At 65.6% G+C, this 25,750-nt stretch carries 27 protein-coding genes; 11 read left to right on the forward strand and 16 right to left on the reverse strand.

Going from position 1 to position 25,750, the window contains the following annotated elements:
* Positions 1 to 77 precede the first annotated feature (77 nt).
* Positions 78 to 152, reverse strand: coding sequence for a 50S ribosomal protein bL37 (locus PGN27_RS25755; RefSeq protein WP_085976028.1), 75 nt, complete (start codon positions 150 to 152; stop codon positions 78 to 80).
* A 160-nt stretch (positions 153 to 312) separates the two neighbouring features.
* Between PGN27_RS25755 and PGN27_RS21490 the strand changes: the two genes are divergently transcribed.
* Complete coding sequence (locus tag PGN27_RS21490; protein ID WP_335328815.1) at positions 313 to 528, forward strand: biotin/lipoyl-binding carrier protein; 216 nt, start codon at positions 313 to 315, stop codon at positions 526 to 528.
* 20 nt (positions 529 to 548) lie between these two features.
* Positions 549 to 2,048, forward strand: coding sequence for a two-component system sensor histidine kinase PdtaS (locus PGN27_RS21495; protein WP_335327925.1), 1,500 nt, complete (start codon positions 549 to 551; stop codon positions 2,046 to 2,048).
* Between the two features lie 113 nt (positions 2,049 to 2,161).
* On the opposite strand, the gene whiB1 is transcribed toward PGN27_RS21495, so the two are convergent.
* From whiB1 to PGN27_RS21535, 8 genes are all read right to left on the reverse strand, one after another.
* Complete coding sequence (gene whiB1, locus PGN27_RS21500; protein WP_019514677.1) at positions 2,162 to 2,416, reverse strand: transcriptional regulator WhiB1; 255 nt, start codon at positions 2,414 to 2,416, stop codon at positions 2,162 to 2,164.
* Between the two features lie 277 nt (positions 2,417 to 2,693).
* Entirely contained in the window at positions 2,694 to 3,638 is a 945-nt protein-coding gene (locus PGN27_RS21505) for a diacylglycerol/lipid kinase family protein (protein ID WP_335327926.1), read from the reverse strand.
* A gap of 131 nt (positions 3,639 to 3,769) precedes the next feature.
* Positions 3,770 to 4,264 (reverse strand): M15 family metallopeptidase, encoded by a 495-nt coding sequence (locus PGN27_RS21510; protein ID WP_335327927.1) that lies wholly within the window; start codon positions 4,262 to 4,264, stop codon positions 3,770 to 3,772.
* Between the two features lie 9 nt (positions 4,265 to 4,273).
* Complete coding sequence (locus tag PGN27_RS21515) at positions 4,274 to 4,657, reverse strand: YchJ family protein (RefSeq protein WP_335327928.1); 384 nt, start codon at positions 4,655 to 4,657, stop codon at positions 4,274 to 4,276.
* Complete coding sequence (locus tag PGN27_RS21520; protein ID WP_335327929.1) at positions 4,647 to 5,558, reverse strand: LysR family transcriptional regulator; 912 nt, start codon at positions 5,556 to 5,558, stop codon at positions 4,647 to 4,649. The genes PGN27_RS21515 and PGN27_RS21520 overlap by 11 nt, the downstream gene beginning before the upstream one ends.
* A gap of 36 nt (positions 5,559 to 5,594) precedes the next feature.
* A complete protein-coding gene (locus PGN27_RS21525; RefSeq protein ID WP_335327930.1) occupies positions 5,595 to 7,985 on the reverse strand; it encodes a CaiB/BaiF CoA-transferase family protein in 2,391 nt (796 codons plus the stop codon).
* A gap of 7 nt (positions 7,986 to 7,992) precedes the next feature.
* Positions 7,993 to 9,195, reverse strand: a complete 1,203-nt coding sequence (locus tag PGN27_RS21530; protein WP_335327931.1) for an acyl-CoA dehydrogenase family protein — start codon at positions 9,193 to 9,195, stop codon at positions 7,993 to 7,995.
* Positions 9,196 to 9,198: 3 nt separating this feature from the next.
* Complete coding sequence (locus PGN27_RS21535) at positions 9,199 to 10,290, reverse strand: acyl-CoA dehydrogenase family protein (RefSeq protein WP_335327932.1); 1,092 nt, start codon at positions 10,288 to 10,290, stop codon at positions 9,199 to 9,201.
* Between PGN27_RS21535 and PGN27_RS21540 the strand changes: the two genes are divergently transcribed.
* The 5 genes from PGN27_RS21540 to PGN27_RS21560 all read left to right on the forward strand — a co-directional run bounded on the left by PGN27_RS21540 (position 10,289) and on the right by PGN27_RS21560 (position 14,657).
* Positions 10,289 to 10,414, forward strand: a complete 126-nt coding sequence (locus PGN27_RS21540) for a hypothetical protein (RefSeq protein WP_335327933.1) — start codon at positions 10,289 to 10,291, stop codon at positions 10,412 to 10,414. The genes PGN27_RS21535 and PGN27_RS21540 overlap by 2 nt on opposite strands.
* 1 nt (position 10,415) lies before the next feature.
* Complete coding sequence (gene aroQ / locus PGN27_RS21545) at positions 10,416 to 10,856, forward strand: type II 3-dehydroquinate dehydratase (RefSeq protein ID WP_335327934.1); 441 nt, start codon at positions 10,416 to 10,418, stop codon at positions 10,854 to 10,856.
* Positions 10,853 to 11,230, forward strand: a complete 378-nt coding sequence (locus PGN27_RS21550; RefSeq protein ID WP_335327935.1) for a hypothetical protein — start codon at positions 10,853 to 10,855, stop codon at positions 11,228 to 11,230. The genes aroQ and PGN27_RS21550 overlap by 4 nt, the downstream gene beginning before the upstream one ends.
* A 945-nt stretch (positions 11,231 to 12,175) precedes the next feature.
* Positions 12,176 to 13,816: a type II toxin-antitoxin system RelB family anti-toxin gene (locus PGN27_RS21555; RefSeq protein ID WP_335327936.1), complete on the forward strand. Its 1,641-nt coding sequence runs from the start codon at positions 12,176 to 12,178 to the stop codon at positions 13,814 to 13,816.
* 19 nt (positions 13,817 to 13,835) lie between these two features.
* The gene (locus PGN27_RS21560; protein ID WP_335327937.1) at positions 13,836 to 14,657 is read left to right on the forward strand and encodes a pentapeptide repeat-containing protein; all 822 of its coding nucleotides are present in this window, start codon (positions 13,836 to 13,838) and stop codon (positions 14,655 to 14,657) included.
* A gap of 758 nt (positions 14,658 to 15,415) precedes the next feature.
* Here the strand turns inward: PGN27_RS21560 and PGN27_RS21565 are convergent.
* From PGN27_RS21565 to PGN27_RS21575, 3 genes are all read right to left on the reverse strand, one after another.
* A complete protein-coding gene (locus PGN27_RS21565; protein ID WP_335327938.1) occupies positions 15,416 to 15,916 on the reverse strand; it encodes a GNAT family N-acetyltransferase in 501 nt (166 codons plus the stop codon).
* A 61-nt stretch (positions 15,917 to 15,977) separates the two neighbouring features.
* Entirely contained in the window at positions 15,978 to 17,060 is a 1,083-nt protein-coding gene (locus PGN27_RS21570) for an isochorismate synthase (RefSeq protein WP_335327939.1), read from the reverse strand.
* The gene (locus PGN27_RS21575) at positions 17,057 to 17,674 is read right to left on the reverse strand and encodes an acid phosphatase (protein ID WP_335327940.1); all 618 of its coding nucleotides are present in this window, start codon (positions 17,672 to 17,674) and stop codon (positions 17,057 to 17,059) included. Before PGN27_RS21575 ends, PGN27_RS21570 begins: the two co-directional genes overlap by 4 nt.
* 59 nt (positions 17,675 to 17,733) lie before the next feature.
* On the opposite strand from PGN27_RS21575, the gene PGN27_RS21580 reads away from it, so the two are divergent.
* A complete protein-coding gene (locus PGN27_RS21580) occupies positions 17,734 to 18,528 on the forward strand; it encodes a ParA family protein (protein WP_335327941.1) in 795 nt (264 codons plus the stop codon).
* On the opposite strand, the gene PGN27_RS21585 is transcribed toward PGN27_RS21580, so the two are convergent.
* Positions 18,525 to 19,772 (reverse strand): Rv3212 family protein, encoded by a 1,248-nt coding sequence (locus PGN27_RS21585; RefSeq protein WP_335327942.1) that lies wholly within the window; start codon positions 19,770 to 19,772, stop codon positions 18,525 to 18,527. The two genes, PGN27_RS21580 and PGN27_RS21585, sit on opposite strands and share 4 nt — an antisense overlap.
* Complete coding sequence (locus tag PGN27_RS21590) at positions 19,769 to 21,319, reverse strand: DEAD/DEAH box helicase (RefSeq protein ID WP_335327943.1); 1,551 nt, start codon at positions 21,317 to 21,319, stop codon at positions 19,769 to 19,771. The genes PGN27_RS21585 and PGN27_RS21590 overlap by 4 nt, the downstream gene beginning before the upstream one ends.
* A gap of 301 nt (positions 21,320 to 21,620) precedes the next feature.
* On the opposite strand from PGN27_RS21590, the gene PGN27_RS21595 reads away from it, so the two are divergent.
* Both PGN27_RS21595 and PGN27_RS21600 read left to right on the forward strand, forming a co-directional pair.
* On the forward strand, positions 21,621 to 22,853 hold the full coding sequence (locus PGN27_RS21595; protein WP_335327944.1) for an FAD-dependent monooxygenase: 1,233 nt from the start codon (positions 21,621 to 21,623) through the stop codon (positions 22,851 to 22,853).
* 9 nt (positions 22,854 to 22,862) lie between these two features.
* On the forward strand, positions 22,863 to 23,549 hold the full coding sequence (locus PGN27_RS21600) for a ferritin-like fold-containing protein (protein ID WP_335327945.1): 687 nt from the start codon (positions 22,863 to 22,865) through the stop codon (positions 23,547 to 23,549).
* Positions 23,550 to 23,552: 3 nt separating this feature from the next.
* Here the strand turns inward: PGN27_RS21600 and PGN27_RS21605 are convergent, their stop codons facing one another.
* On the reverse strand, positions 23,553 to 24,497 hold the full coding sequence (locus PGN27_RS21605; protein ID WP_335327946.1) for a hypothetical protein: 945 nt from the start codon (positions 24,495 to 24,497) through the stop codon (positions 23,553 to 23,555).
* A 223-nt stretch (positions 24,498 to 24,720) separates the two neighbouring features.
* Between PGN27_RS21605 and PGN27_RS21610 the strand changes: the two genes are divergently transcribed.
* Positions 24,721 to 24,969, forward strand: a complete 249-nt coding sequence (locus PGN27_RS21610; RefSeq protein WP_030134890.1) for a DUF3107 domain-containing protein — start codon at positions 24,721 to 24,723, stop codon at positions 24,967 to 24,969.
* On the opposite strand, the gene PGN27_RS21615 is transcribed toward PGN27_RS21610, so the two are convergent.
* Complete coding sequence (locus PGN27_RS21615) at positions 24,966 to 25,622, reverse strand: HTH-type transcriptional activator FasR (RefSeq protein ID WP_019511184.1); 657 nt, start codon at positions 25,620 to 25,622, stop codon at positions 24,966 to 24,968. The genes PGN27_RS21610 and PGN27_RS21615 overlap by 4 nt on opposite strands.
* Between the last annotated feature and the right edge of the window lie 128 nt (positions 25,623 to 25,750).

Consider the following 25,750-nt stretch of genomic DNA (forward strand, 5'->3'; position numbering starts at 1 on the left):
TCAAACATAAACCGCCCGGGCTCCTACGAGGAGCTCGGGCGGTTTGCTTCCCAGCGTCGCTGTCAGCGGCAGAGCGCTCAGGCGTTGGGACGACGGCCGTGATTGGCCTTCGAGTGCTTACGATCGCGCTTCTTGCGGCCACGCTTGGCCATGATGGAACCTCCGGGTCAGACGAATACTGGCTACCAGTGTCTCATGCCCGTGGGAGTGCTTTTGTCCACCTGGTGTTCGTGGGTGCCTCCGGGGTTGTGGTTCGATATAGGCCGGTGGGCCGAAGATAGCCGGCCAGAAGCGCAGATGAGTGGGGTGAAGATGGCCGAGGATGTTCGCGCCGAGATCGTGGCCAGTGTGCTGGAGGTCGTGGTGAAAAAGGGCGACCAGATCGAAGCGGGCGACACTCTCGTGCTGCTGGAGTCCATGAAGATGGAGATCCCGGTGCTCGCCGAGGTCGCGGGCACCATCACCGAGGTGAGCGTTTCCGTCGGTGATGTCATCCAGGCCGGCGACCTCATCGCGGTGATCAGCTAGCCCCGAAGGCGACCCGGCTCATGTCCACCCTCGGTGATCTGCTCGCCGAGCACACCGTCCTGCCGGGCAATGCCGTCGACCACCTGCACGCCGTGGTGGGGGAGTGGCAGCTGCTGGCCGATCTGTCCTTCGCCGACTACCTGATGTGGGTACGCAGCGACGACAACGTCCTGGTCTGTGTTGCTCAGGTCCGCCCGAACACCGCTCCGACGGTCCTGTTCGCCGACGCGGTGGGAACCCTGTCCAGCGCCACCGACATGCCGGTGGTGGGCGCGGCCTTCTCTTCGGGGGCGATTGGCCGGGAAAGCGATGTCGGGCGGCCCGAAACCAGGGACGGCCAGTGGCTGAACGTCGAGGCGGTGCCGGTTCGCCACGGTGACCGGGTGGTCGCGGTGCTGACCCATCAGACCGCCCTTGCCGACCGGCGCACGACCAGCCCGCTGGAACGCGCCTATCTGGACTGCGCTCGGGACCTGGTCCGGATGCTCAGCGAGGGCACCTTCCCCAATGTCGGCGATGCCGCGATGTCGCGGTCCAGCCCTCGCGTCGGTGACGGCTTCATCCGTCTGGACGTCAACGGTGATGTCACCTTTGCCAGCCCCAATGCGCTCTCGGCCTATCACCGGATGGGTCTGAACGCCGAGTTGGAGGGGCACAACCTCATCGGAGTGACCAGGCCGCTGATGTCTGACCCGTTCGAGGCTCAGGAACTGGCCAACCATCTGCGCATCTCGGTGGCGGGCGGAGCCAGCACCCGGATGGAGCTGGACGCCGGTGGCGCTGCGGTGCTGCTGCGCACCATCCCGTTGCTCGCCAGTGGGGAGCCCGCCGGGGCCGCGGTGCTCATCCGCGATGTCACCGAGATCAAGCGCCGGGACCGGGCCCTGCTGTCCAAGGATGCCACCATCCGCGAGATCCACCACCGGGTGAAGAACAACCTGCAGACCGTCGCGGCGCTGCTGCGGTTGCAGGCTCGGCGCACCAACAACGCCGAGGGCCGGGAGGCCCTCATCGAGTCGGTGCGACGGGTGTCCTCGATCGCGCTGGTGCACGACGCGTTGTCGATGTCGGTCGACGAGGAGGTCAACCTCGACGAGGTGGTCGACCGGATCGTGCCGATCATGAACGATGTCGCCTCCGTGGACACCCCGATCCGAATCACCCGCGAGGGCGATCTGGGCGTACTGGATGCCGACCGGGCGACCGCGCTGATCATGGTGATCACCGAACTGGTGCAGAACGCGTTGGAACACGCCTTCGACGGCGACGTGTCCAAGGGTTCCGTCACCATCCGCGCCGAACGGTCCGCGCGCTGGCTCGACGTGGTGGTCCACGACGACGGCCGTGGCCTGCCCGAAGGTTTCAGCCTGGAGAAGTCCGACCGGCTCGGCCTGCAGATCGTGCGCACCCTGGTCTCTGCCGAACTCGACGGCTCACTGGGGATGCACGATGTCGCCAGCGGTGGCACCGATGTGGTGCTGCGGGTGCCCATCGGTAGGCACCGGCGGATGCCGATCTGAGTACCGTCGAGCTTCCGGTATTGCAGCCTATTGTGATGAGGCACACAGCCTTTGGGCCGGAAACGACTGCGGCCCCGACAATTCGTCGGGGCCGCAGTCGTTGTCAGTTCTGGCTAGACGCTGCTGCGGGCCTTCGTCCGCGCGTTGCGACGCTTGAGGGCGCGACGCTCGTCCTCGCTCATCCCGCCCCAGACGCCGGCGTCCTGGCCGGACTCCAGCGCCCAGCTCAGGCACTCGGTGGTCACCGGGCAACGGTTGCAGACGAGCTTCGCATCAGCGATCTGGGCGAGGGCCGGGCCACTGTTCCCCACGGGGAAGAACAGTTCCGGATCCTCGTCGCGACAGACCGCCTTGTGACGCCAATCCATAGCTTCCAACTCCTAGTCAGTTTTTCGCCTGTGCGCACAACGACGCACTAGCTTTTTTTCGGCTGTTAACGGGTGCACATGAAATGTTTCTGCACTGTTGCATCCGATGCTTTCACAGGCTGAACAGATGTCAATAGAACTGCGTTAACACGTGGGCAATGTCACTGCGCTACCGGGTTACCGGTCCACTCATCCGTTTGTACTACACTGGGTCCACTTGCGCTCTAAATATCTGCTGCTCACAGCAAACTAGCAGGTCACGGCGGTGTAGGCCGGATCACGCGGCAGGGGCGACGACCCCGATGGCGTTCGGCACGGAGGTAAAAGTCATCGCCTGACGTAAACCGATGTAATCGCCGTCTATCTGACAGGCCACCGGTGTGTCACTGCTCACTCGCAGCCACGGCAGGTCGTCATCGCGCACCAGATGGCCGGCGGTGATATCGGGCGTCGACGACAGCATCCGGCGTACCAAGCCCAGATTGCGCCAGATGCTCATGCTGGTGATGGCGAACACTCCGAGGCCGGTGTCGAAGGTGGTGTCCGGGTTCGTCCACACCGGTCGGGTGTTGGCGTAGGTCCAGGGACTGGAGTTGGACACGAACGCGAAATGCACTCCGGTCTGCGGCTCCCGGTCCGGCAGTTCCAGCGTCAGTTGGGGCTCCCGGCGCGCGCTGGCCAGCATCTCCCGGATGGCGACCCTGATGTAACGCGAGGCGGTCACCTTGCGCCCGCGGGCGCGTTGGGCCTCCACGGCCGCCACGACGTCACCGTCGACCCCCATGCCCGCGGTGAACACGCCCCAGCGCTCACCGCAGTCCATCAAGCCGATACGCCGCCACGGCATGCCTCGACGACGCTCACCGAGCAGGTCGACCAGCTGATTGGTGGCCTCGATCGGGTCGGGGCTGATGCCCAGTGACCGTGCGAAGACGTTTGCCGAACCGCCGGGCACCACCCCGACCGCCGGGGTGTGTTCACCGGTTCCGCCCGCCTGCAATACGCCGTTGACCACTTCGTTCACGGTGCCGTCTCCGCCGTGCACGATCAGCACATCGGTGCCGTCCTTGGCCGCCTGCGCGCCGATCTCGACGGCGTGACCACGATGGTCGGTGTGGATCACGGTCAGATCCACGCGGCTCTCCAGTGCGTGAGCCAGCAGATCACGACCCGCCGGGGTCGTCGAGGTCGCATTCGGGTTGACGATCAGCACGGCACGCACGGGATACCAGCCTAGCCATCTGTCCGGAGCCCGGTGGCCGCGCCTGACAACAGTCGACGGCCGATTCGCCTCGTCCGGATGACCGTTCGATGAACGCCGGTCACGGCGATCGTGTTGGCGGGCAGCGACGTTCAGCCGGCAGCGTTGGGCAGCATTGGTGGACAGATGCCGTTGGCGTCGGCCGCCAGCTCGAAATGCCATGTCTCGTTGGCGTAGATCTGGCACAACCCGAAACGCGGTCCGTTGGCGATCATCCACTGCGCGGCGTCGGGCCCACCGATATCGACCGCCGTCCCGACGACGTGCCGGGATTGCTCGGGTAATTGGACGTACTGGCGGGCGAGCTCGAAACTGCCGTAGGTGACGATGGCGTCTTCGAGAAGTTGGCGCTGGAACTGCGGGCTGCGCCAGCCCGAGTTGACGGTCACGCTGACGCCTTGGGTTGCGGCCGCCGTGGTGGCGTTCTGTACGGCCGTGCGCAGTGCCGGGTCCAGATTGCCGATCGCCGGATCAGAGGTGTCGAATGCGGTCAACGGCCGGTCCGGTGTCTCCACGGGTTCTGCCTTGGCGACCGGTGCGAGGGTAAGGGCGGTGGCCAGCAGCCCCGTCATCAGCACTGCGCGCATCGGGTCAGTCTAGGAGATCTCACCGTCCAGGTAGCGCCAGGTGCCGTCGCGGACGCGGGTGAACCGACTGCGTTCATGCAGGATGTGGCGCCTGCCGTGCTGTTCGTACTGGGCGCGGAACTCCACGATGCCTTCCTCGTCGTGCAGCCCGCCCGCCTCGGTGTCCACGATCTGCAGCCGTCGCCACGTGATGGCGTCGTCGAGTTCCAGCCCAGCGGGCCGGGTACGCGGATGCCAGGACCGCAGCAGATACCCGGTGTGGCCCAGGGCGAAGGCGCTGAATCGCGACCGCATCAGTGCCAGTGCGGTCACCGCGGGTGCGGTCCCGTCGTGCAGCGGCCCGCAACATCGAGCGTAGGCGAGCGCAGATCCGCACGGGCAGTCACCGGACACGGTCAGCGATCCGTTCGACCAGGGAATCGATCATGCCGGAGCCGTCCGCTGGGTCGGGTACCCAGGCCAGCGCGATCTGGGCCGGGGCCCAGGTGCTTTCGTCGATCGGGATCAACTCGAATTCCGGTGGGGAGAAGATCCGGCCGATCGCCGAGTTCGGCGCGTAGGTGACCAGGGCCACCAGGTGCCGGTTGAAGACCTGGGTTGCCATTTCCAGCTCGCCGCCGAGATCCTTTGTGGCGCGTACGATCCGGGTGACCCCGCGGCTGGCCAGCCCGCGCGCCAGGCCTGCCAGCACGACCGGATTGGGCCTGGCGAAATCGATCACCACATCACGGTCGCGAAGCTGTTCGATGCGCACGCTCGCCGAGCCCGCCAGCGGATCGTCGAAGCGCACCGCGATGGCACCGGGGTAGGTCGCCACCACGCGATGGCGCAGTCGCTTGTCCGATGAGGGCAGATGGATCAATCCGATGTCCAGATGTCCGGAGACCAGCTTCGCGGTGACCTCGGCTGCCGATCCGGGCAGCCCGAACTCGGTGGGCACTGGCAGATCGGCCACTGCGGTCTCGAGTCTGGCCAGAAAATCCGACGGCGCGTACGCGGTGGCGCCAACTCGAACAGTATTGCCGGTCTTGGCGATTCGCGTGGCAATCACTTTGAGATCCTCGACCCGGCGCAGGATCTCGCGGGCCGGTTCGAGCAGCTGCGCCCCGAGTGGGGTCAACTCGACGCGGTGATACTGCCGTTCGAACAGTGGCCCGCCGAGCTCCCGCTCGAGGAGTTTGATCTGTTTGCTCAGTGGAGGCGGGGTGATCATCAACCGATCGGCGGCACGCTTGAAGTGCAACTCTTCGGCGACCGCCACGAAGTAGCGGAGCCTGGTGAAGTCGACTTGCATGCGGCACTCCGGGACGGCTGAGGGGGTCGCTCGATCCTAGACGCCGACACTGTCGATCTCGGCCGGTTGAATCGACTCCAGGATGCCGCTTCGCAGGAGGTCGTCGATCTGCTCGTCATCGAGGCCGAGCAGGTCGGCCGCGATCTCACGGGTCTGCTCGCCGAGTAGCGGTGCCTGCCGCATCGGCGGATCGGCGATCCGCTCGGAATGGATGACGACGTTCTCCACGACGAAAGGCGTGGTCCACAGCGGGTGCAGCTCCTCGCGGAACGCGCGCCGGGCCGCGTAGTAGTCCCAGTCGAGTAGCTCGGCGGCCCGCAGCGCCGCCCCGGCGGGCACCCCGGCGCGCTGCAGCGTCGTCATCGCCTCGGCCGGGGAGCGCTCGACGGTCCAGGCCCGCACGGCATCGTCGATGCGGGCGCGCTGCGCGATCCGGCCGGTCCGGGTGCTCAGCTGCGCGTCGGCGGCCAGATCGGCGCGCCCGATCGCCGCGCACAGCGCCTGCCAGTCGGCGTCGCCACGCACGGTCACCGCGACCCACTGATCGTCGCCGGCGGATTCGAACACGGCCCAGGGCGCGTCCTGCTCGAACGCCGATGTGGCGCCGCCCGACTGCTCGGCGATCTCGGCGGCCAGATGGCTGAGCATCACCTCCGACTGCGCGATGCTGACCGAACCACCGGCACCGGTGCGTTCGCGGCGCAACAGCAGTGCCAGCGCGGCCAATACACCGATGCGGGCCGACACGTGGTCGGGGTAGACGGTCACGGTGTCGCAGAAGGCCCTGCGCTTGGCGGGCTTCTCCGCGTCTTCGGGGTACACCCACAAGTCGGTGAAACCGGCGGCCGCGCGGACCAGCGGGCCGTAACCCATCCGGGTCGCCCAGGGTCCCGTCGGGCCGAAAGCCGAGCTGTCCACCACGACGATGCCGGGGTTCACTGCGGTCAGCGTGTCGTGGTCCATGCCCAGCGCGGCGGCCACCCCGGGCTTGAAGTTGGTGAGCACCACATCGGCCTCGGCGGCCAGTCGGTGCGCCAGGGCGCGCCCCTCGTCCGAGCGCAGGTCGATTCCGATGGACCGCTTGTTGCGGTGCCCGGCGGCGTAGGTCTGCGATACCGAGGTCAGGTTGCCGCGCAATCCGTCCGGGAATGCCGTGTTCTCGATCTTGACCACATCGGCTCCCAGGTCACCGAACAACCGGCCGCTGTCGCTGCCGACCACGATCACGCCGAGATCCAGCACCCGCAGACCCTCCAGCGGTAGCCCCTCGTTGCGACGGGGCCGGCCGGCCAGGATGGCCGCCGACTGCGGGCGGCCCTGCGGGGCGACGGATTCGGTGAGCGTGCTGGCCCGGTGCCCGTCGATCTCGGCCACCCCGACCGGAACCGGCACGATCCGGCCGGGTTCGAGCTCGACCTCGCGCAGGAACCCGCGTTCTCGGATCTGGTCGGTCCGCAATGCCTCGCTCACGGTCAGCACGGCCGCGGCGGGCACGCGGTACCGCTGGGCCGCCGACTCCAGTTCGGCCCGGGTCTTGTCCCGGATGAACGCAGCGATCGCCGGCATCAGTGTCGGGGACATGAAACGTTCCCGCAGCTTGTCGTACTTGGGGTCGGCGAACTCCGCTGGGCGGCCCATCCACTCGAACATGCCGCGCCACTGGCGTTTTGCCAACAGGCAGATCCGGATGTACCCGTCCGCACACTTCAGGATCGGATACCGCAACTGCTCGGCGATCCAGTTGCGCTCCTGCTGGCTGACGGCGACGCCGGCCGAGGCGGTACCGGCAGTGCCATAGGGTGGGTCGAGGGTCTGCATGGCGCCGTCGAGGATGGAGAAGTCGATGAGATCGCCTGCGCCGGTGCGTAACCTGTCCAGATAGACGCTGAGCACCAGCACTGCGGCCTGCGCCGCCGCCACATGGTAGGGCAATTGCCGGGCCGGCGGCACCAGCGGGACCTGGCCCGGGATGCCGGAGCGGGTAAGCTCACTGCTCAGCGCGTGCAATACCGGCGTGGTGGCCTGCCACTGGCGAAACTCGTTGTCCCGGCCGAAGTCACTGATGGACAGCACAACCAGCCCCGGATGTTCGGCCCGGATCTGCCGGACATCGAGCGCCGCCTCGTCTGCCGAACCGGGGCGGGTGTTCTCGACGAGAATGTCCGCACCCGCGACCAATTCCGGCCATTGCCGGGCGTCGGCGTCGACGTGGGGCAGGCCACGCCGGTTGATGGCGGTATCGAGCATATCGCCGTCCAGGGAGTCGTCCGCTGAGCCGGTGTTGTCGTTGACACCGGCGAGTCGCACCACGGTCACCAGTGCGCCCAGGTCGGCCAACAGTCGGCCGACGGCGGTCATCGGGCCGGTGCTCAGATCCAGGACCCGGACGCCGGAAAGCGGTGGGTCGTACTTCTTCGGGATGCCCATTGTTGCTCTAGTTCTTCCTGATTTCGCGGAACGGGATGTCGCGATCTACCTCGGGCTCCTTGGGCAGCCCGAGCACCCGCTCGCCGATGATGTTGCGCTGGATTTGATCGGTGCCGCCGCCGATCGAAGTGAAGAATGCGTTGAGACTCAAGAAGTTCACCTCCTCGGCCTCGGCATGGTCCGGTCCGGCCAGTAGCGCATCGGCGCCGATGATGTCGGTCTTGAGCCGGGCCTCGGAGTGCAGGATGCGCGATGTCGCCAGCTTGCCCAGTGACATCACCGGACTGGCGTTACCCTGCTTGGCCTCGGCCTTGGCCCTGGCGTTGTTGAGGCTGTTCAGTTCTCGCAGCGCGAGCACTTCGGCCAGCGATCTGCGGATCGCGGCATCATCGAGCTTGCCGTGGGTGCGGGCCAGCTCGACGAGACTGTTACCGCGGGACTGCTTGCGATGCAGACTGTTTCCGGTACCCATGACGGCGCGCTCGACGGCCAACGCGGTCTGCAGCACACGCCAGCCGTTTCCGACGCCGCCGACGACATAGGCGTCGGGCACCGTGGCGTCGGTGATGAACACCTCGTTGAAATGCGCGTCGCCGGTGATCTGCACCAGCGGCCGCACCTCGATGCCCGGCTGGTTCATCGGCATGATGAAAAATGTGATGCCCTTGTGCTTGGGCACATCCCAGTCGGTGCGGGCGATCAGGAGTGCGTACTGGGAGCTCTTGGCGCCCGAGGTCCACACCTTCTGGCCGTTGATGATCCACCGGTCACCGTCGGGCACCGCGGTGGTGCGCACGCCCGCCAGATCGGACCCGGCGCCGGGCTCACTGTAGAGCAGGCAGGTGCGTGACTTCTCGGTCAGGAAGTCGTGCAGCAGATCGGCCTTGAGTTGCTCGGTGCCGAACGCCAGCGTGGTGTTGGCAGGGATGCTGAACCTGTCCTGGCAGGCGCCGGGGGCGCCCGCCGCGCGGAACTCCTCGGCGATCACCTTGGCCAGCTTGTTCGGGTAGGCACGGCCGTACCACTGGCTCGGGTAGGTCGGGGCGCCGTAGCCGGCCGCGACAACCTTCTCCAGCCAGGCGATCCGCTCGGGGGAGCTGACCCACGGGTCGTCGGATTTCGGCAGCGTGACACCGGTCCAGTTCTCTTTCAGCCAGGCGCGGACCTCGGCGCGCAGGTCATCGGCGCTGGGCAGCTCGATCTCGCTCATGATTCAGGCGCCTTTCGAGAGCAGGTAGCGTTCGCGGTGCGATCCGGAGTCGCCGAACAGTTGCAGGCCGCTGCGGGCCCGGCGGACGTAGAGGTGGCAGGCGTGCTCCCAGGTGAAGCCGATGCCGCCGTGCATCTGGATGGCGTGCATCGCGGTGGTCACATAAGCCTCGGCGCAAGCGAACCCGGCGAGCCCGACCGCCCCGGCGCGGGCCTGCTCGTCATCGAACTGCGCCGCTGCGTTGCGAGCCGCCGAGGTGGCGGACTCGACCTCCAGCAGCAGATCGGCGGCCATGTGTTTGAGCGCCTGGAAGCTGCCGATCGCCCGGCCGAACTGGAAGCGGGTCGTGAGGTATTCGATGGTGATGTCGAAGATGCGCCGTGCTCCGCCGGCCTGCTCACCGGCCAGGGCGACGACGGTGAGGTCGAGAGCCTGCTGCACGGCATCCCAGCCGGCGGTGCCCAGGCGTCGGGCCGGTGTCTCGGCGAAGATATAGGTCGACAGCGGCACGGTCGGGTCGAAAACCGAAGCGGCCGTGCGCTGGAAGCCGGCCGCATCTGCTTCGACCTGGAAGATCCCGGGACCGTCGGCGCACTGCGCGACCACCAGGACCAGATCGGCGATCTGTCCGTGGGTGACGAAGTGCGCTGCGCCGGTCAGGGTGCCATCGGCCCCGGCGGTGACATCGACACCGGCCGGCGTCCAGGTGCCGCTGGCGCCGGTCACCGCCACGGTGCCGATCGAGCTGCCATCGGCCAAACCGGGCAGCATCCGCTGCTTGTCCTCGGCGGTGCCTGCCGCCTGGATCAGCGCGACGGCGAGCACCGCGCTGGAGAGGAACGGGGCGGGCAGCAGCGCCGCGCCGGTTTCCTCCGCGACGGCCTCCAGTTCCGACGGTCCGAAACCGAGGCCGCCGTGCTCCTCGCCGACCAGCATGCCGAGCACACCCTGCTCGGCCAGCCGCCCCCACAGCTCCCGGTCGAAGCCCTCCTCGGACGCCATGGCCGCGCGCACGTCGCGCTCGGAACACTTCTCCTGCAGCAGGTCGCGGACCGCGGATCGCAGCTCCGCCCGTTCGGCCACGCTGATCGCCATGCTTCTACCGCCCTTCCTGGGTGTCGGGATCCCATGGTGGGTGGTGCGCATGGCCGTGTACATCACGCATGCCGACACCGATACGTTTCCGATGACGACATGTGTGGTGCAGGTACCGTACTGACGTGACCGCGCGCCAATTGCTCCTCGTGAACGGGCCCAACCTGAATCTGTTGGGCACCCGACAGCCCGAGATCTACGGGCGCACCACGCTCGCGCAGATCGAGCAGCAGGTCAGCCAGGCCGCCGCCGAGCACGGCCTGCAGGTTCATGCGATACAGAGCAATCACGAGGGTGTGCTGATCGACGCCATCCATGCCGCGCGCGCGGATTGCGCGGGGATCATCATCAATCCGGGCGCCTACAGCCATACCTCGGTGGCCATTGCCGATGCCTTGGCCGGTGTCGACCTGCCGGTCGTCGAGGTGCACCTGAGCAATATCCACCGCCGTGAGGCCTTCCGGCACCATTCCTATGTCTCGGCGGTGGCCGAGGTGGTCATCGCCGGTGCCGGGCCGCGCGGCTACATCTTCGCGGTGGCGCATCTGGCGGGCCGGTTGTCGTGACGCAGCCCCCGATCGTCCGTTACGTCGGTTATCTGGTGGCGGCCGAAGGCGTCGCGGCGCTCGTCATGGCGGCGGTGCTGCTGGTGCGTGCCTTCGCCGGGGCCGACCAGCACATCGTCAACGGTTACGGCACCGCCGTGTGGTTCATCCTGATCGGGGCCGGTGTGCTGACCGGAGGGTGGGCGCTGGTCACCGGTCGACGCTGGGGACGCGGTATCGCCGTCCCGACCAACCTGCTGCTGCTACCCATCGCCTGGTACGTCATCACCAGCCACCATGTGGTGTACGGAATCCTGGTCGGCCTGCTGGCGATTTCGGCGCTGGCGATGCTGTTCAGCCCGTCCTCGGTGCAGTGGATGGCCGGCCGGGAGTAGTTGCTACGGCGGATGAGTCAGCGGGAGCGGCCGCTCTGACGCTGTCGGCACCGAACAGTCATCGACAACCGACGCTTCAGGAACGATTCAAGCATCGATTAAGCGTCCCATCCGGAGCACTAAGGTCGCGGGGAGAATCAAGAAGCACCATGCGTACACGTGCCAGGTGTGCGGCAGCACCCTGGCTACCCCGTCTGGCCCATATGCCGAGGCAGCGCACATCCAAGCGCTCGGGACTCCGCATCATGGCCCCGATATGCCGAGAACCTACTGTGCCCATGTCCGAATGACCACGTGCGGTTCGACATCGGCTCGATCTACATCGACGAGACTCTCCGGGGCCGGTTGACGATGGGGGACAAGGTGCTCAGTCGACGCCACCTCAAACCCGCGCACTAGCCCAGCCGCAACTACGTGGCTCACCATCGGATCCATTGCGCAGGAAAGACGGATCACTGTTCCCAGTGTCTCCTAGTTAAGAGGCCCAAACCCGTAGGTCTTGACGACCAGACGATCGGCGGAGATTTGAGCCCCGATCTGCGGTCGGGGCCTCGGCGAGTCGCAGCACCTAGGGCTCCGCCCATTAGTTCGTCCAACAGCGTGCTAATCCAACAGAGCGGGATCCGTTGGACCTTATCGGTTGTAGCCGATTAACCGTCGGTGTACTGTATCGGTCATGAGCGATATTCGTGCGGGGGTTGAGTTGGTGTGCCTCGACGGCGACGGCGACGGCGCTGAACCTCCGGGTGTTCGGCTTCGCCGTAGTTTGGTGTTTTCAGTCGCGCGGGTGACCGAGGAGGCTCCGGGCTGACAGATGGTTCCGTGCGCTCAGGTCCTGCTGGGTGCTGCACGTGTGTGTCCATCTCTCGCCTGTCTGACCTCTCGCCTGCCCGCCTTGGGAGCGATGTTGAGGTCTCGATTTCGTCACTCCCTTGAAAGGGCACCATGACCAACTCTGAGGATTCAACAGGGTCAGAACCGCTATCAACTGATAACGGTGCATTTTTTGCGCAGTTGAAGGAGGGCGTGCGGGCGGATCCGACGACCGACGCGGTGTTCCGGGATACAACTCGCAGGATTGAGCTGCTGGAGAAGGGGCGCCGTATCCGGAAAAAGGCGCGCCTTACTCAAGCAGAGGTGGCTGCAGCGATGGCAACAACTCAGTCAGCTGTGTCGGATATCGAGACTGGCCGGGTTGACGCCCAACTGCAAACTTTCCAGCGTTACGCACGCGCTATTGGTCGGCGTTTCGAGTTTAAGTTTGCCAAGGTAGATGATCATGCCGACGGTAGCAGCGAAGATGCGGCGATTAACCAAGTTGGTGAGTTGGCGCTCAGCCCCCTACTCACCACACTCGTGGCTGCCCGCCCTGGGGCCAGTACCGAGGATATTTCGAAAGCTATTCCGCTGTCGGAATCCTTTACTAAACTGCTTCTAGACCGCTTGGAGGATCGCGGAGCTGTCCGAAGTCGGATGACCGGGCATCGCCGAGTGTATTCATTCGATTACGAGGCCGCGAACTTGGTCGGTGTGTCGATCGAAGGCGATCAGATCTCTTCAGTTCTCGTAGATATGAACGGGAAGAAGCTTCATTCAAAAACTGTCCCGCTCGCTGACACCAATGTCGATTCTGTGCTTAACACTGTCGTCGATATTATTGCCGGACTTCACAAAGTTAGCGAGAAGCCCCTGATTGGCGTCGGAGTATGCATTGCAGGAGTAGTGACATCGCATGGCGATGTGAAGTTCGCGCCTGAGCTACAGAACCAAGAAGATCCCTGGTCTGAAGTGAAGTTCGAGTCGAAGCTTCGCGACGTTCTGCATGAGCGGTTGGGTATCTCGGAGCTCTCTGTTGTCGTTGAGAACGATGCGAATGCACTAGCGATTTTGGAATACCTCCGAAAAGAACCGAGTGGCGAATCGGTAATCACTCTCCTAATTAGCGACACGGGAACTGGCGCGGGAGTGATGATAGATGGACACCTTGTTCGTGGCGCGCACTCATCTGCTGGTGAAGGTGGCCATACTATCGTTGACCCGAGTGGACCTAAGTGCCGTGCAAACTTGCCGCATAGGGGATGCTTAGAAACGGTGGCCAGTGTTCGGAGCATACTAGACCAGCTGGATATAGAAGTAAATAATCACGAAGGGTTTGCTCATCGTGTGAACTTAGCGGATCAGCTTGTCCGATCCAATGATGCCAATGCTATCGATGCATTTAATCGGTCAGGTCATTTTCATGGACAGTTCCTCGCGGGTACCATTCTGCTGCTCGACCCTGCTCGGATCGTAGTTTATGGACCTCCCTACATCGTTGACACGGAACGATTTGCTTGCGCTTCTTATTTTCAAAGTGGGCTCAAAAGCGCGCTCGCCGATGCGACAGCGCGGCGCTCAGGATTTGCTGATGAAACGCCGATAAGATGGATGCAGCTCGTGGATGCCGGGCGCAGGGATGATATGAGGGCAGTTGCTGCGAGTGCGACAGCGTTCTGGGACTTCTTGAAGCAGCCGGCTCATTCGCGACTATTAGGGCAGAGGCTCGAATCGTGGAGAGGTGTCAAAGAAGTGCTTTCATCGAGCTAGCTGAGCAAAAGCAATAACAATGAAGCGCATTTGGCAAGCTGCAGGTATTGTATTCGTGGTTGTGGCCGCGGTGGTCGCGGTGCATGTATTCGCATTAATCCTTACTGATGGTAAGACCACGGAAGCTGCAAAGACAATCAATGATGCACGAGCCTCAGTTGTGCAAATCGCGGGAGGCATCGGCTTAGTGGGTGGTCTGCTGTTCACCTGGCGCACATACGCACTGAGTCGGACATCGCAACGCGCCGAACGTTTCGCCAAGGCAGTAGGGCAACTTGGGGAGTCAAGTGAGTCTGTCCGTGCTGGCGGGATATACGCGCTAGCGAAGCTGGGTCAAGAGGACAAAGCGTACTGGCCTTTGATCGAAGATCTGCTGTCTGCACATCTAAGGGAAAGGGCAAAGCCAAATAAAAAGCGAACAGTTGATCTCACGGCTGCAATTAAAGTGCTGGGTGCTCGTCCGGTGGCTAATCCCGTTCGAGCACTTGACTTGCGACAGATTTGCGTCACGCAAGCGAATTTTTCTAACGGAAATTTTGAGAACGGTTGGTTCGACGGTGCCTCGCTTTATGAAGCAGACTTGACGGATAGTAATTTCCGGGGCGCTCGAATGCCGAAAGTAACTCTAACCAGCGCAAAGTTGAATGGCGTCGACTTGCGTGAGTCCATACTTAGTGAGGCTGATCTGCGCGGTGCTGACTTCTATGTTGCAAAACTCGAGGATGCCGATATTGCCGGTGCGTATATATTTGATGCGAAGAACTTAACGCCTGAACACCTGGCGGCGACGAAGGGCTCACCTAACTCACATCCGAACGGGCCTAACTCTAAGACGGACTAAAGTTCAAGACGCTCGAACCTCGATTGGGACAGTGTCCATGCGCTTTCCGGAAGTTTCGGTACAGCCTCCTGCGCACTGCGCACGAGCGTGACATGGAGTGCGAGTAGTTTGCGATCTATCTCGGCGTAAGTAACAAATAGACACATTCCTGGCTGTCGCGCCACTGTGAGGCACCGCAGTCGACGATACTGACTCTCAGTTGGTTGCCGGCCGTGGACTCGACGATGTTCAAGATAGGCATAGGCCTCTGCCTCTAACTCTCGACGAAGAGCGCCACATTCGGAGAACCGGTCGTGCCAGTCGTCTATTGCTGACGAACAGAAAACCCACTCAAGCGGTTGACCCAATGTTGGTGCTCCCCCGAAGTTTGCTGAAAATGCGCGACATCAACTCGCAGTCTGCATCCTACTGTTTAACGCCGTAGGGCCTATGCCAAACGGTGGCGACAGGCTTACAACGATAAGATTCAAACCACTTTAGTGTCCCCAACTGCACGCGACCCCAGCCGATACTTCACGTTGCGTGAGCGGGCTGTGGGGGCGTGTCGGGAGCTAAGTGCCGAGGGGGCTTTAGCTCGCCTAGCGCTGCCATAGCCTGCACGCGGCGGCGGAGCAATCGTCGCAAAATTCCGAAGTTGACGTACTCCGAAGCAGGGTGGGAGGCGAGCACTTTTGCAGGTCGAATGGCGTCAGTGCTTGACTCTAAGTATCGGTATAGAGATCCGCATCCAGGTCCTGAACCACTCTCTTTTGGTGGCCCTATACCCGCCGATCGGATTCGCTGGCCAGTTCCGCCAGCTGCGGCCCGGAGACGCGATAGGTGGTCCACTCGGTCTGCGGGGTGCCACCGACGGCGTCATACAGCGCGATGGCGTCGACGTTCCAGTTCAGCACCGCCCAGCTCAGCCGGGTGTAACCGCGGGTGCGGCATTCGGCGGCCAAGGTGGCCAGCAGTCTGCGGGCCAGGCCGCGCCGGCGAAATGCCGGGCGCACGAACAGATCTTCCAGATAGATCCCGGACACTCCGTCCCAGGTCGAGAAGTTCAGAAACCAGACCGCTGTCGCCGCGGCCTGTCCGTCGATATCGACGATATGGGCGTGCGCCGTCGCCTGCTCACCGAAAAGTGCTGTGTGCAGCTGTGTTTCGGTGACGATGCACTCGTCGGCGGCGTTCTCGAACTCGGCCAGCTCACGGATCATCGCCACGATCTCGGCCTCGTCACCGGGGCGGGCCCGCCGGATCGTCACGTCCTCTGTCATGCGACTGCCTCGCAGGCTCGGCTTTCGCATGCCGTATTGATGATTCGCTCGCAAGCTTCGCTCACGGTGTAACCCCCAGTCCTGTCAGGATCGTTCGGAACTTCGTCGTGGTCTCGTCGACCTCGTCATCGGGATCGGATTCGGCGACGATGCCGCCACCGGCATGCGCCAGCGCGCTCATCCCGTCCTCAGCCAGCACCGCACACCGGATGGACACCACCCAGCGGCCGTCACCTGCGGCATCGCACCAGCCGACGGCGCCGGCGTAGAACCCGCGGTCACCCTCCAGCTCGTTGATCAGCGCCGCCGCCAGCTCCGTCGGCACGCCGCCCACCGCGGGCGTCGGGTGCAGCGCCAGCGCAAGATCCAGGGCGCTGGTCGCCGCTGAGCGCAACCTGCCGCGGATCGGGGTGCTCAGGTGCCACAGCGCATCGGTGCCGTGCAGTTGTGGTTTGTCGGCGATCTCCAGATCGGCGCACAGGGGGGCCAGTGCGGCGCGCATCGTGTCGACCACCAGAGCGTGTTCGTGCCGGTTCTTGGTCGAGGCCGCCAGTGCTGCGGCATTGCGCGTGTCGATCTCCGGGTCGGCCGAGCGCGGCGCCGATCCGGCGAACGGCTGACAGATCACGGTATCGCCGGAACGTGCGACCAACAGTTCCGGGCTGGCCCCCACCAGCACGCCGGGGGTTGCCGCCGGCGTCAGGTCAGCCAGGTACACGGTGGCTGTCGGATCGGCGGCGGCCAGGCGCAGCAGCACCGATGGCGCGTCCCACGGGGTCTGGGCGGTCAACCGCAGCGCACGGGCCAGCACGACCTTCTGCAGCGGCGATCCCGGCGCCCGTAACCGGCGCACCGCCTCGGCGACCCGGGCCCGATGCTCGGAACTGGCAGGCAGGGTGTCACGCGTACGGACCCGCGGCGGGTCGATGGGCGCCCAGTCCGGCAGTGCCGCTACCCGGCTGACCCTCACCGGCGCGTGCAGCGCCGCGGGCCGGGTGAGATCGAAGGGCAAAGCGCCGACCACCATCGGCGTGGTGCCGGTGCGCAGCGCGTGCCGGGCGGCGGCCACCTCGGCGAACGCGGTGCCGATACCCTCGCCCAGCACCGTGCCCGCCGGACCGGACAGCACGAAGGAGGGCGTCACGTCGGTGGCGGTAGGCACGGGTTGGGGTGTCCGGTCAGCCCGAGCGCGCTGATCTGACGGACACCCTTCTCGAATCCGCACACCGCGATGGAGGCGGCGGCCATCGAGAACCGCACGCCCTCCGACACCGGTAGCTCGACCCACCGGCTCAGCAGGGACCGGGAGAAATGTCCGTGCCCGACGAACACCACATCGCGGGTTTCCATATGTTCCAGCGCCATCGCGATGGCACGGTCGGCACGCGCACTGACCTGTGCGGCCGACTCGCCGCCGGGGCAATCGTGGGTCCACACGGTCCAGCCCGGCACGGTCTCGCGGATCTCACGAGTGGTCAGTCCCTCGTAATCGCCGTAATCCCATTCGGCGAGGTCCGGTGATATGTCGGTGACCCTCAGCCCGGCCAGTTCGGCGGTCTCCAGCGCGCGCCGCCGTGGACTGGAGATGACCACCGGGTCGGACAACTGCAGTTCGGCCAGTGCCGCCGCGGCCAACCGAGCCTGGTCACGGCCGATGTCGAGTAGCTCCAGATCGGTGCGGCCGGTGTGTCGACCGCTGCGCGACCATTCGGTTTCGCCGTGCCTCAGCAGTAACAACCGATGCTGGTGGACGCTCACCGTCGCGATTCTGCCGCACGCAACCGCCATCTGTTGCATTCGCGTGCTTGGATGGAGGCGTGACGCGGGTATTGGCGGTCGCCAATCAAAAGGGTGGGGTCGCCAAGACCACGACGGTGGCGTCGTTGGGCGCGGCGTTGACGGAAAAGGGCCGGCGGGTGCTGCTCGTCGACCTGGACCCGCAGGGTTCGCTGACGTTCTCCCTGGGGCACGACCCGGATGCGCTCCCGGTATCGGTGCACGAGGTGCTGCTGGGTGAGGTCGAACCCAGCGCTGCGCTGGTGCAGACCCCCGAGGGGATGACGCTGTTGCCCGCGAACATCGACCTCGCGGGCGCGGAGGCGATGCTGCTGATGCGTGCCGGCCGCGAGTACGCGCTGAAACGGGCGCTGGACAAGGTGGCCGACGATTTCGACGTCGTGATCATCGACTGCCCGCCGTCGCTGGGGGTGCTGACCCTCAACGGGTTGACCGCCGCCGACGAGGCGATCGTGCCGTTGCAGTGTGAGACGTTGGCCCACCGTGGCGTCGGGCAATTTTTGCGCACGGTCAACGATGTCCAGCAGATCACCAATCCGAATCTGTCGTTGCTCGGCGCGCTGCCGACGCTGTACGACTCACGCACCACCCACAGCCGCGATGTGCTCTTCGACGTCGCCGATCGTTATGAGCTGCCGGTCTTGGCGCCACCCATTCCGCGGACCGTGCGTTTCGCCGAGGCCAGCGCCTCGGGTTCGTCGGTGTTGGCGGGACGAAAGAACAAGGGCGCCAACGCCTATCGTGAGCTGGCCGAGAACCTGTTGAAGCACTGGAAGTCCGGCAAGACGCTCGCCACCTTCACCCCGGAGGTCTAACCCAGCGCCACCACGGTGTCGCCGCGCTGCTCGATGATGGTCGAACCGGACGTCGCGGGCACCACCGCGGTCTCGGCGGGATCGCGGGCGAGGTCGATATGGCGGAGCCCGGTGCCCGTCTCGCTGTCGAAGACGTCGTACCCGTCGGTGACCGGTACCAGTAGTTCACCGGCCATCACCGTGGCCGGGCCGACCGGAGCGCCACCGGCGGCGGGGGAGACGGTGAACTTGTAGCGCAGTCCGTCGGCGGCGAACACCAGCAGCGAATCACCGGTCCACCAGGTGATCAGATCACCGGTGCGCGAGGCGGTGGCGTAGCGCGACGGTGCGGCGTCCAGCGGAATGCTGGCCGTCACGGTGCCGGTGTCGTCGACGATGTTGACCACGGGCCGCGGGGTCGGTAGGTACACCGCCGTGGTGGTGTCGGAGACGGCGATCACCCGGGCGTCGGCATCGACCGAAACGCCGGGCTGCTGTTCGTATTTGACGTCGGGCACGTCCTCTTCGTCCGATACCCGCAGCAGGGTCAACCGCATCTCGGTCTGCTCTGGACAGGACTCCATGATCGAGACCGCCGAGGAACTCGCTTGCGCCGAGACCAGCCGGCACAGCGGGGACACCGGCACGTCGGGTTTGACCCGGGCGTCCAGGGCGCCCCAGCTGAGCATGCGCACCATGTCCGACCGCCACAGTTCCAGCCTGCTGTCGCCGTAGGACAGCACCGCGTTGCCGTCGGTGGACAGTTTCACCTGCGGGTCGGCGTAGGCGGTACGGGCGGGGCCGCGTTTGCCGGTGCCGGCGTCGATGGTGCTGACCTGCCCACACCCCCGTGAGTCCGGGTACACCGCGACCGCGTACTGGTAGACAGACGTGACGCCGCACAGCGGCAGGTCGCGTTCGTAACTCCAGAGTTGTTCCCCGGTGTCCGGTGCCCGGCCGATCACCGTACCACCGTCACCGGTCACCAATGCACCCGAAATCGCAAGGGGTTGTGTGGTTTCCGGACTCGTCGCGGTCCACAGCTGACGTAGCCGCTCCGGGACGGCGGTGGCCGGCGCCGGCGTGGTGACGGGGGTGGCGGCCGGGCGGCTGATCGTGGCACGTGCATCGCTGGTCCACCAGACCAGCGCTGCGATGACGGCGACCGCGCACGCGATGGCGACGGCCGCGATCACATCACCGCGGGTGCGGCGTTCCGGCTGCGGCGGGCAGGAGCGCAGCGACCCGGGGATTCTTGGTGTCACTCAGCCGCGGCGGGAGCGCTGGCCTTGCGGGGCCTGCGACGACGGCGACGCTTTGCCGGGGCGGACTCGCCACCCTCGGATTCGACCTGGTCCTGCGGACCACTCTCCGAAGGCGTTGCCGCTTCGCCGTTCTCGGGGTGTCCGGTGGCCGACTGGCCGCCGCGGGTGCGGCGACGGCTGCGGGTGCGGGCTGGGCGCTCGGCACGTTCGGTGCGCTCGACTCGCTCACCTTCGGTACGTGTCTTCGGCTTGCGGGCCGCGGCGATGGAGCCGGTCGCCTCGGCCGGGATGTTCAGCTCGGTGTACAGATGCGGTGAGCTGGAATAGGTTTCGGCGGGGTCCGGGGTGTCCAGCCCGAGCGCCTTGTCGATCATCGACCAGCGGGTCAGCTCGTCCCAATCGACCAGGGTGACCGCGATACCGGTCTTGCCCGCGCGTCCGGTGCGGCCGATGCGGTGCACATAGGACTGCTCGTCCTCGGGGATCTGGTAATTGATGACGTGGGTGATGTCGTCGATGTCGATACCGCGGGCGGCCACGTCGGTCGCGACCAGCACGTCGACATCGCCGGTGCGGAAGGCCTTGAGTGCCTTCTCGCGGGCGATCTGGCCGAGGTCGCCGTGCACGGCGCCGACCTTGAAACCGCGCTCGCCGAGTTCATCGGCGACCTTTTGCGCGGTGCGCTTGGTGCGGGTGAAGATCATCGTTGCGCCGCGGCCCTCGGCCTGCAGGATGCGACTGACCATCTCGATCTTGTCCAGCGCATGGGCGCGGTAGATGAACTGTTCGGTGGTGTCGTGGGTCTGCGAGGACTGCGCCGATTCGGCCCGGATGTGAGTCGGCTGGTTCATGAAGGTCCGCGCCAGCGTGATGATGGGGCCGGGCATGGTCGCCGAGAACAGCATGGACTGCCGGTCGTCGGGGGTGAGCCGCAGAATCCGCTCGATATCGGGAAGGAAGCCCAGGTCGAGCATCTCGTCGGCTTCATCGAGCACCAGCACCGAGAGGCTGCCGAGCTGTAGGTGGCCCTGCTGGGCCAGGTCGAGCAGGCGGCCCGGGGTGCCGACGACGACGTCGACACCCTTCTGCAGTGCCTCGATCTGAGGCTCGTAGGGGCGACCACCGTAGATCGAGGTGACGGTGAACTTGCGATCCTCGCGGCCTTCGACGTTGTCGGCGCGCAGGTACTTGGCGGCCATCTCCAGGTCGTTGTAGACCTGCAGGCACAGCTCGCGGGTGGGCACCACGACCAGGGCGCGCGGGGTGCCGTTCAGCGGTCGGGATCCGTCGCTGGCAATGCGGTGCAGCAGGGGCACGCCGAAGGCCAGGGTCTTGCCCATACCGGTGCGGGCCTGGCCGATCAGGTCGTCGCCGGCCAGCGCGAGCGGCAGGGTCAGCTCCTGGATCGCGAAAGCGTGCTCTTTACCGGTCTCGGCCAGCGCGCGCACGATCTCGTCGCGGACACCCAGGTCGGCGAACGATGTCTTGGCGGTTTCCGCCGGTGCGGTCGTATCTGTCTGTGCGGTCGTATGTGTTTCTGCAGTCATGGTGTGGTCCGGCGGCTTGGGCCGCCGTCAGCCTTTCGCTTGTCAATCCTCGTCGCGTCCACGCGCGCACGACGATGACGAGTAAAAGGCGGATATCCCCAGATGGCGGGCGATACCGCTCCGTCGGGCCCAGCAATTGGACAGCGGGCCGAACCACGTGCACGCACATTTCTTCCGGTGATGATGTAGGCCGGGGAGTCCCGGTCACATCGTTACCGAACACTCATGGTAGCCGGTCATGTCCCGATAGCGCGCATCGTGCGTGTTTCGTGGTGTCGCGCAGTGGGCATCTGTGCAGGTCGTGACTCCTCATGCCGTCATCTCCGGCGCCGGCATCGCCGGACCCGCACTGGCCCATCAACTGCACGCGCGGGGGTGGCGGACCACCGTGATCGAACGGTTCCCGCGGCGGCGGGAGGAAGGGCAGAACGTCGACATCCGCGGTGCGGCCCGCGAAGTGGTGCGCAGGATGGGGATCGAATCGGATGTCCGGGCCGCCGGGACCGGTGAGGTGGGTACCCGGTTCGTCACCGCCGAAGGCCGCCCCGCTGCATCGTTCCCGGTGGGCGAGCCCGGTGGCCACGACGGCCCGACCGCCGAACTGGAGATCCTGCGCGGGGAACTGTCGCGCATCCTGATCGAGCACACCCCGGACACCGAGTACCGCTTCGACAGCCAGATCGCCGATGTCACCGATCACGGCGACGGGGTGAGCACGGCGCTGCAGGACGGCACGGTGCTGGAGTCCGATCTGCTGGTCATCGCGGAGGGTCTGCATTCGCGCTCGCGCCGGTTCGTCACCGATGTCGGTGTGCGCGAACTCGGCATGTACCTGGCGTACGCCACCATCCCGCGTCGCAATGACGACGACATGTGGTGGAACTGGCAGCACGCCACCCGCCGCCGGTCGGTGCATCTGCGACCGGACAACCTGGGAACCACCCGGGCCATCCTGACCTTCATGTCCGACCTGCGGGGGTTCGATGAGCTGGACCGGGATGGTCAGGTGACCATCCTGCGGCGCACCTTCGCCGACGTCGGGGGTGCGGCGCCACGCATCCTTGCCGATATCGAGGCCGGCGCCCCGATGTATTTCTCCGCGGTGGGCCAGGTGCGGGCTCCGGTGTGGAGCCGAGGGCGGATCGCCCTGCTCGGCGATGCCGCGTTCTGCAATGCCACCTTCGGGGGAGCGGGTACCAGTCTGGCGCTCATCGGCGGGTACGTGCTGGCCGGCGAGCTGGCCGTTACACCGGATGTGACCGCGGCGCTGGCGGGCTATCGGCGCACCATGCAACCGTTCCTCGATACCGCTCCGGAGGTTCGCGAATCGATGTTGCGGCTGGCCAATCCGCATTCCGGGCTGGGTGTGCGGGCGGTGCGCGCCATCGCTGCGCTGTCCGCCGGTCCGGTCGGTCGGGCGGTCAGCTCTGTGGTCGGCGACCGGTTCACCGATATCGCCGGTGCGGGACTCCGTCTGCCCGATTACCCGTCACCAGAGACGACTGCAGGTATCGGTCCGGCGGCACGAGATTAAGGTTGGCCCATGACCTCGACGCCGTCCGACGCCGCCGCCGGCGTTTCCCGTGTCCCGGCCGATCATCCCGGTGTCACCGAGCTGTTCGCCCTGCTTGCCTACGGCGAGGTGGCGGCCTTCTATCGGCTGACCGAGGAGGCTCGGATGGCGCCGAACCTGGCCGGCCGTATCAACATGGCCAGCATGGCCGCCGCCGAGATGCGGCATTACGAGGTGCTCAACGAGGCGTTGTCGGCGCGCGGGGTGGACACCGTGCCCGCCATGACCAAGTACGCCCCGGCGTTGGAGAACTATCACCGCCTCACCACGCCGAGCACCTGGCTGGAGGCGCTGGTCAAGACATATATCGGCGATGCGCTGGCCGCCGACTTCTATTTGCAGATCGCCGACGCTCTTCCGTCGGAGGCGGCCGAGGTGGTGCGTTCGGTGCTCGCCGAGACCGGGCACTCGCAGTTCGTGGTGGCCGAGGTCCGCGCCGCCGTCACGGCAAGCGATCGTCAGCGTCACCGACTTGCGCTGTGGTCGCGGCGGCTGCTCGGCGAGGCCATCACCCAGGCCCAGTACGTGCTGGCCGACCGTGACGAGCTGGTCGACCTGGTGATCAGCAGCAGTGAGGGTTTGGGGCAGCTCTCGGAGTTCTTCGACAAGCTGCAGCACACTCACGCCAGCCGGATGCAGGAGCTCGGGCTGGCCTGAGGGCTACCTGGTGCAGGTGGCGATCATCGAGTTGTTCGTCTGAAGGGCCAGCGCGGTGCCGTTACCGTCGAGGATCGCGCAGTTGAGCTGACCGCCCACGCTGGTGGCGGTCACCGAGGACAGCGTGACACCGGGGTTCAGCGTCACCGACTTGGTCCAGGGCAGGGCCACGTTCACGTCGGTCTGCAGGGCGCCCTGCTGGTCGGTGTAGATGATCGTGACCAGATCGATGAGCTGGCGGTTGCCGGTCACGCGGTAGGTGATGGTCCGCGCGGCGGCGGCCGGATCGACGGCGGCCGGGGGCGCGGGCGGTGCGGGTGCGGCCGGTGCGGGCACGACGGGCGTGGGAACGACCTCGGGGGTTGCGGTGACGGCCGGAGTCGGGGTCACGGTGGTGACGCGTTCGGGGTTGGTGTCGGTCCGCGGCCCAGCGGCGGCGGGCGGCGCTGCGGCTGTGGTCGTGACAGCGTCGTCGGCCGGAGCCGCCGATGTGGTGGCTCCCGAGTTGGCGGACGTCACGGTGCCGCTGTCCCCGCCACCCAGGATGACCCCGGTGCAGATGACCGCGACCATGAGGATGGCGCCGGCGACCCCGGCCACCCAGATCCAGCGCCGGTCCAGCTTTTCGTGATAGTCGGCCGGGTATTCGTAGTCGGCCGAGCCGTAATCGTCTGAGTCGTAGGCGTCTGAGTCGTAATCGCCTGACTCGTAGCCGTCGGCTGAGTAGTCATGGCTGGAGTAGTCACGGCCCGCGTAATCGGTGCCGCCGTAGGCGCCTCTGCCGTAGGCCGGGCCGGAATCGCCGTAGCGGCGCTGACGATCGGTGGGGTAGTCAGAGCCGAACCGTGGTTCGTCGTCGACGCCCACGCCGGAGTCGCGGCCGGACCGGTAGCTGTTGCCCGAGTATCCGTCACGCGTTGTCGAATATGGTGAATATTGCCTGCTCATCACGTAATTCCCAGATCGTTTCGGTACGTACTTGGCCGATGCTAGTGGTGCAAAAGTTACGGATGATGTTGACTCGCTCTCGGTCCGATAACGGTCCGGCGTCGGTCTGGTCAGCGTGATTCGCTCACGGCGCAACGGTCGCAGCCCGCCTCGCTGCCACCCGCGCGGCGCTGTCCACTAGCCTGATTGAACGCATCGCCACACAACCGAAGGGGTCTAAAGCGTGGACATCAAGATCGGGGTCGCCGACAGCCCGCGAGAGCTGGTCATCAGCAGCGCGCAGACACCCGACGAGGTGGAAAAGGCGATCGTCGACGCGCTGGGCGCGTCCTCGTCCGTGCTGTCACTGACCGACGAGAAGGGGCGCCGCTACCTCGTGCAGGCGGCAAAGATCACCTATGTCGAGATCGGCCCCAGCGACGCCCGCCGTGTCGGCTTCGGCACCGTCGGCGCCGAAGCGCTCAAGGATTAAGACCTGGTGAGCGGCACGTGTGACAGTCCGCCCCAGGCGAACTGCACCGTGCCCTCCACGGCCGCATCCTTGGAGATCGGCCGGTCGTTGTCCAGCCAGTAGCGGGCACAATCGACGCTGGTCGATACCAGTCCGACCGCGATCATCCTGGCGCGATGGGCCTCCAGCCCGGAATCCCGGCTGATCAGATCGAACACCGCATCGGTGCAGGATTCGGTGGCCACCTTCACCTGGGCGGCCACCTGTGGTTCGGTGACATAGTCGTTCTCGAAGATCAGCCGATAGCCCTGGCTGTCGTGTTCGACGAACTCGAAGAAGGCCTGCACCGCCGCGCGCAGCCGCTGGCGGTTGTCGGTGGTGGTGCGCAGCGCCTGCCGCACACCGGACACCAAATTGTCGACATGCCGCTGAAGCACCGCGAGGTACAGCTCGAGCTTTGACGAGAAATGTTGGTAGAGAACGGGTTTGCTGACCCCTGCCCGTTCGGCGATCTCGTCCATGCCGGCCGCGTGGTAGCCGCGGTCGACGAAGACCTCACTGGCGGCGATGAGCAACTGACCACGGCGCTCATCGCGGGGCAGCCGGTTTCCGCGCCGATTACCTGGCCCCGTCTTGGCGCCCCGCGCTCCGGCGGCGTTGGCGAGATCGCTCATGACGTCCTCAATTTCACTCCGTACCGCGGGTACTGCTGTCGATCTGTACCGCGGCCACTGCGTACGTTCGGGTGTTCCGTGCGGATGTTCTCGGTCAGCAGCCGGCACCCCCTGATCGCCACGACATT

This window comes from Mycolicibacterium neoaurum (genome assembly GCF_036946495.1).
In the GTDB taxonomy this organism is placed as follows: domain Bacteria; phylum Actinomycetota; class Actinomycetes; order Mycobacteriales; family Mycobacteriaceae; genus Mycobacterium; species Mycobacterium neoaurum_B.

Excerpts from the sequence above, each read along its gene's own strand:
- PGN27_RS21510 (WP_335327927.1), bottom strand. The coding sequence starts at position 4,264 with ATGCGCGCAGTGCTGATGACGGGGCTGCTGGCCACCGCCCTTACCCTC.
- PGN27_RS21615 (WP_019511184.1), bottom strand. The coding sequence starts at position 25,622 with ATGAGCGATCTCGCCAACGCCGCCGGAGCGCGGGGCGCCAAGACGGGG.
- PGN27_RS21520 (WP_335327929.1), bottom strand. The coding sequence starts at position 5,558 with ATGCAAGTCGACTTCACCAGGCTCCGCTACTTCGTGGCGGTCGCCGAA.
- whiB1 (WP_019514677.1), bottom strand. The coding sequence starts at position 2,416 with ATGGATTGGCGTCACAAGGCGGTCTGTCGCGACGAGGATCCGGAACTG.
- PGN27_RS21605 (WP_335327946.1), bottom strand. The coding sequence starts at position 24,497 with ATGAGCAGGCAATATTCACCATATTCGACAACGCGTGACGGATACTCG.
- PGN27_RS21540 (WP_335327933.1), top strand. The coding sequence starts at position 10,289 with ATGCTTCTACCGCCCTTCCTGGGTGTCGGGATCCCATGGTGGGTGGTG.
- PGN27_RS21525 (WP_335327930.1), bottom strand. The coding sequence starts at position 7,985 with ATGGGCATCCCGAAGAAGTACGACCCACCGCTTTCCGGCGTCCGGGTC.
- PGN27_RS21530 (WP_335327931.1), bottom strand. The coding sequence starts at position 9,195 with ATGAGCGAGATCGAGCTGCCCAGCGCCGATGACCTGCGCGCCGAGGTC.
- PGN27_RS21555 (WP_335327936.1), top strand. The coding sequence starts at position 12,176 with ATGACCAACTCTGAGGATTCAACAGGGTCAGAACCGCTATCAACTGAT.
- PGN27_RS21495 (WP_335327925.1), top strand. The coding sequence starts at position 549 with ATGTCCACCCTCGGTGATCTGCTCGCCGAGCACACCGTCCTGCCGGGC.
- PGN27_RS21535 (WP_335327932.1), bottom strand. The coding sequence starts at position 10,290 with ATGGCGATCAGCGTGGCCGAACGGGCGGAGCTGCGATCCGCGGTCCGC.
- PGN27_RS21560 (WP_335327937.1), top strand. The coding sequence starts at position 13,836 with ATGAAGCGCATTTGGCAAGCTGCAGGTATTGTATTCGTGGTTGTGGCC.
- PGN27_RS21600 (WP_335327945.1), top strand. The coding sequence starts at position 22,863 with ATGACCTCGACGCCGTCCGACGCCGCCGCCGGCGTTTCCCGTGTCCCG.
- PGN27_RS21565 (WP_335327938.1), bottom strand. The coding sequence starts at position 15,916 with ATGACAGAGGACGTGACGATCCGGCGGGCCCGCCCCGGTGACGAGGCC.
- PGN27_RS21490 (WP_335328815.1), top strand. The coding sequence starts at position 313 with ATGGCCGAGGATGTTCGCGCCGAGATCGTGGCCAGTGTGCTGGAGGTC.
- PGN27_RS21590 (WP_335327943.1), bottom strand. The coding sequence starts at position 21,319 with ATGACTGCAGAAACACATACGACCGCACAGACAGATACGACCGCACCG.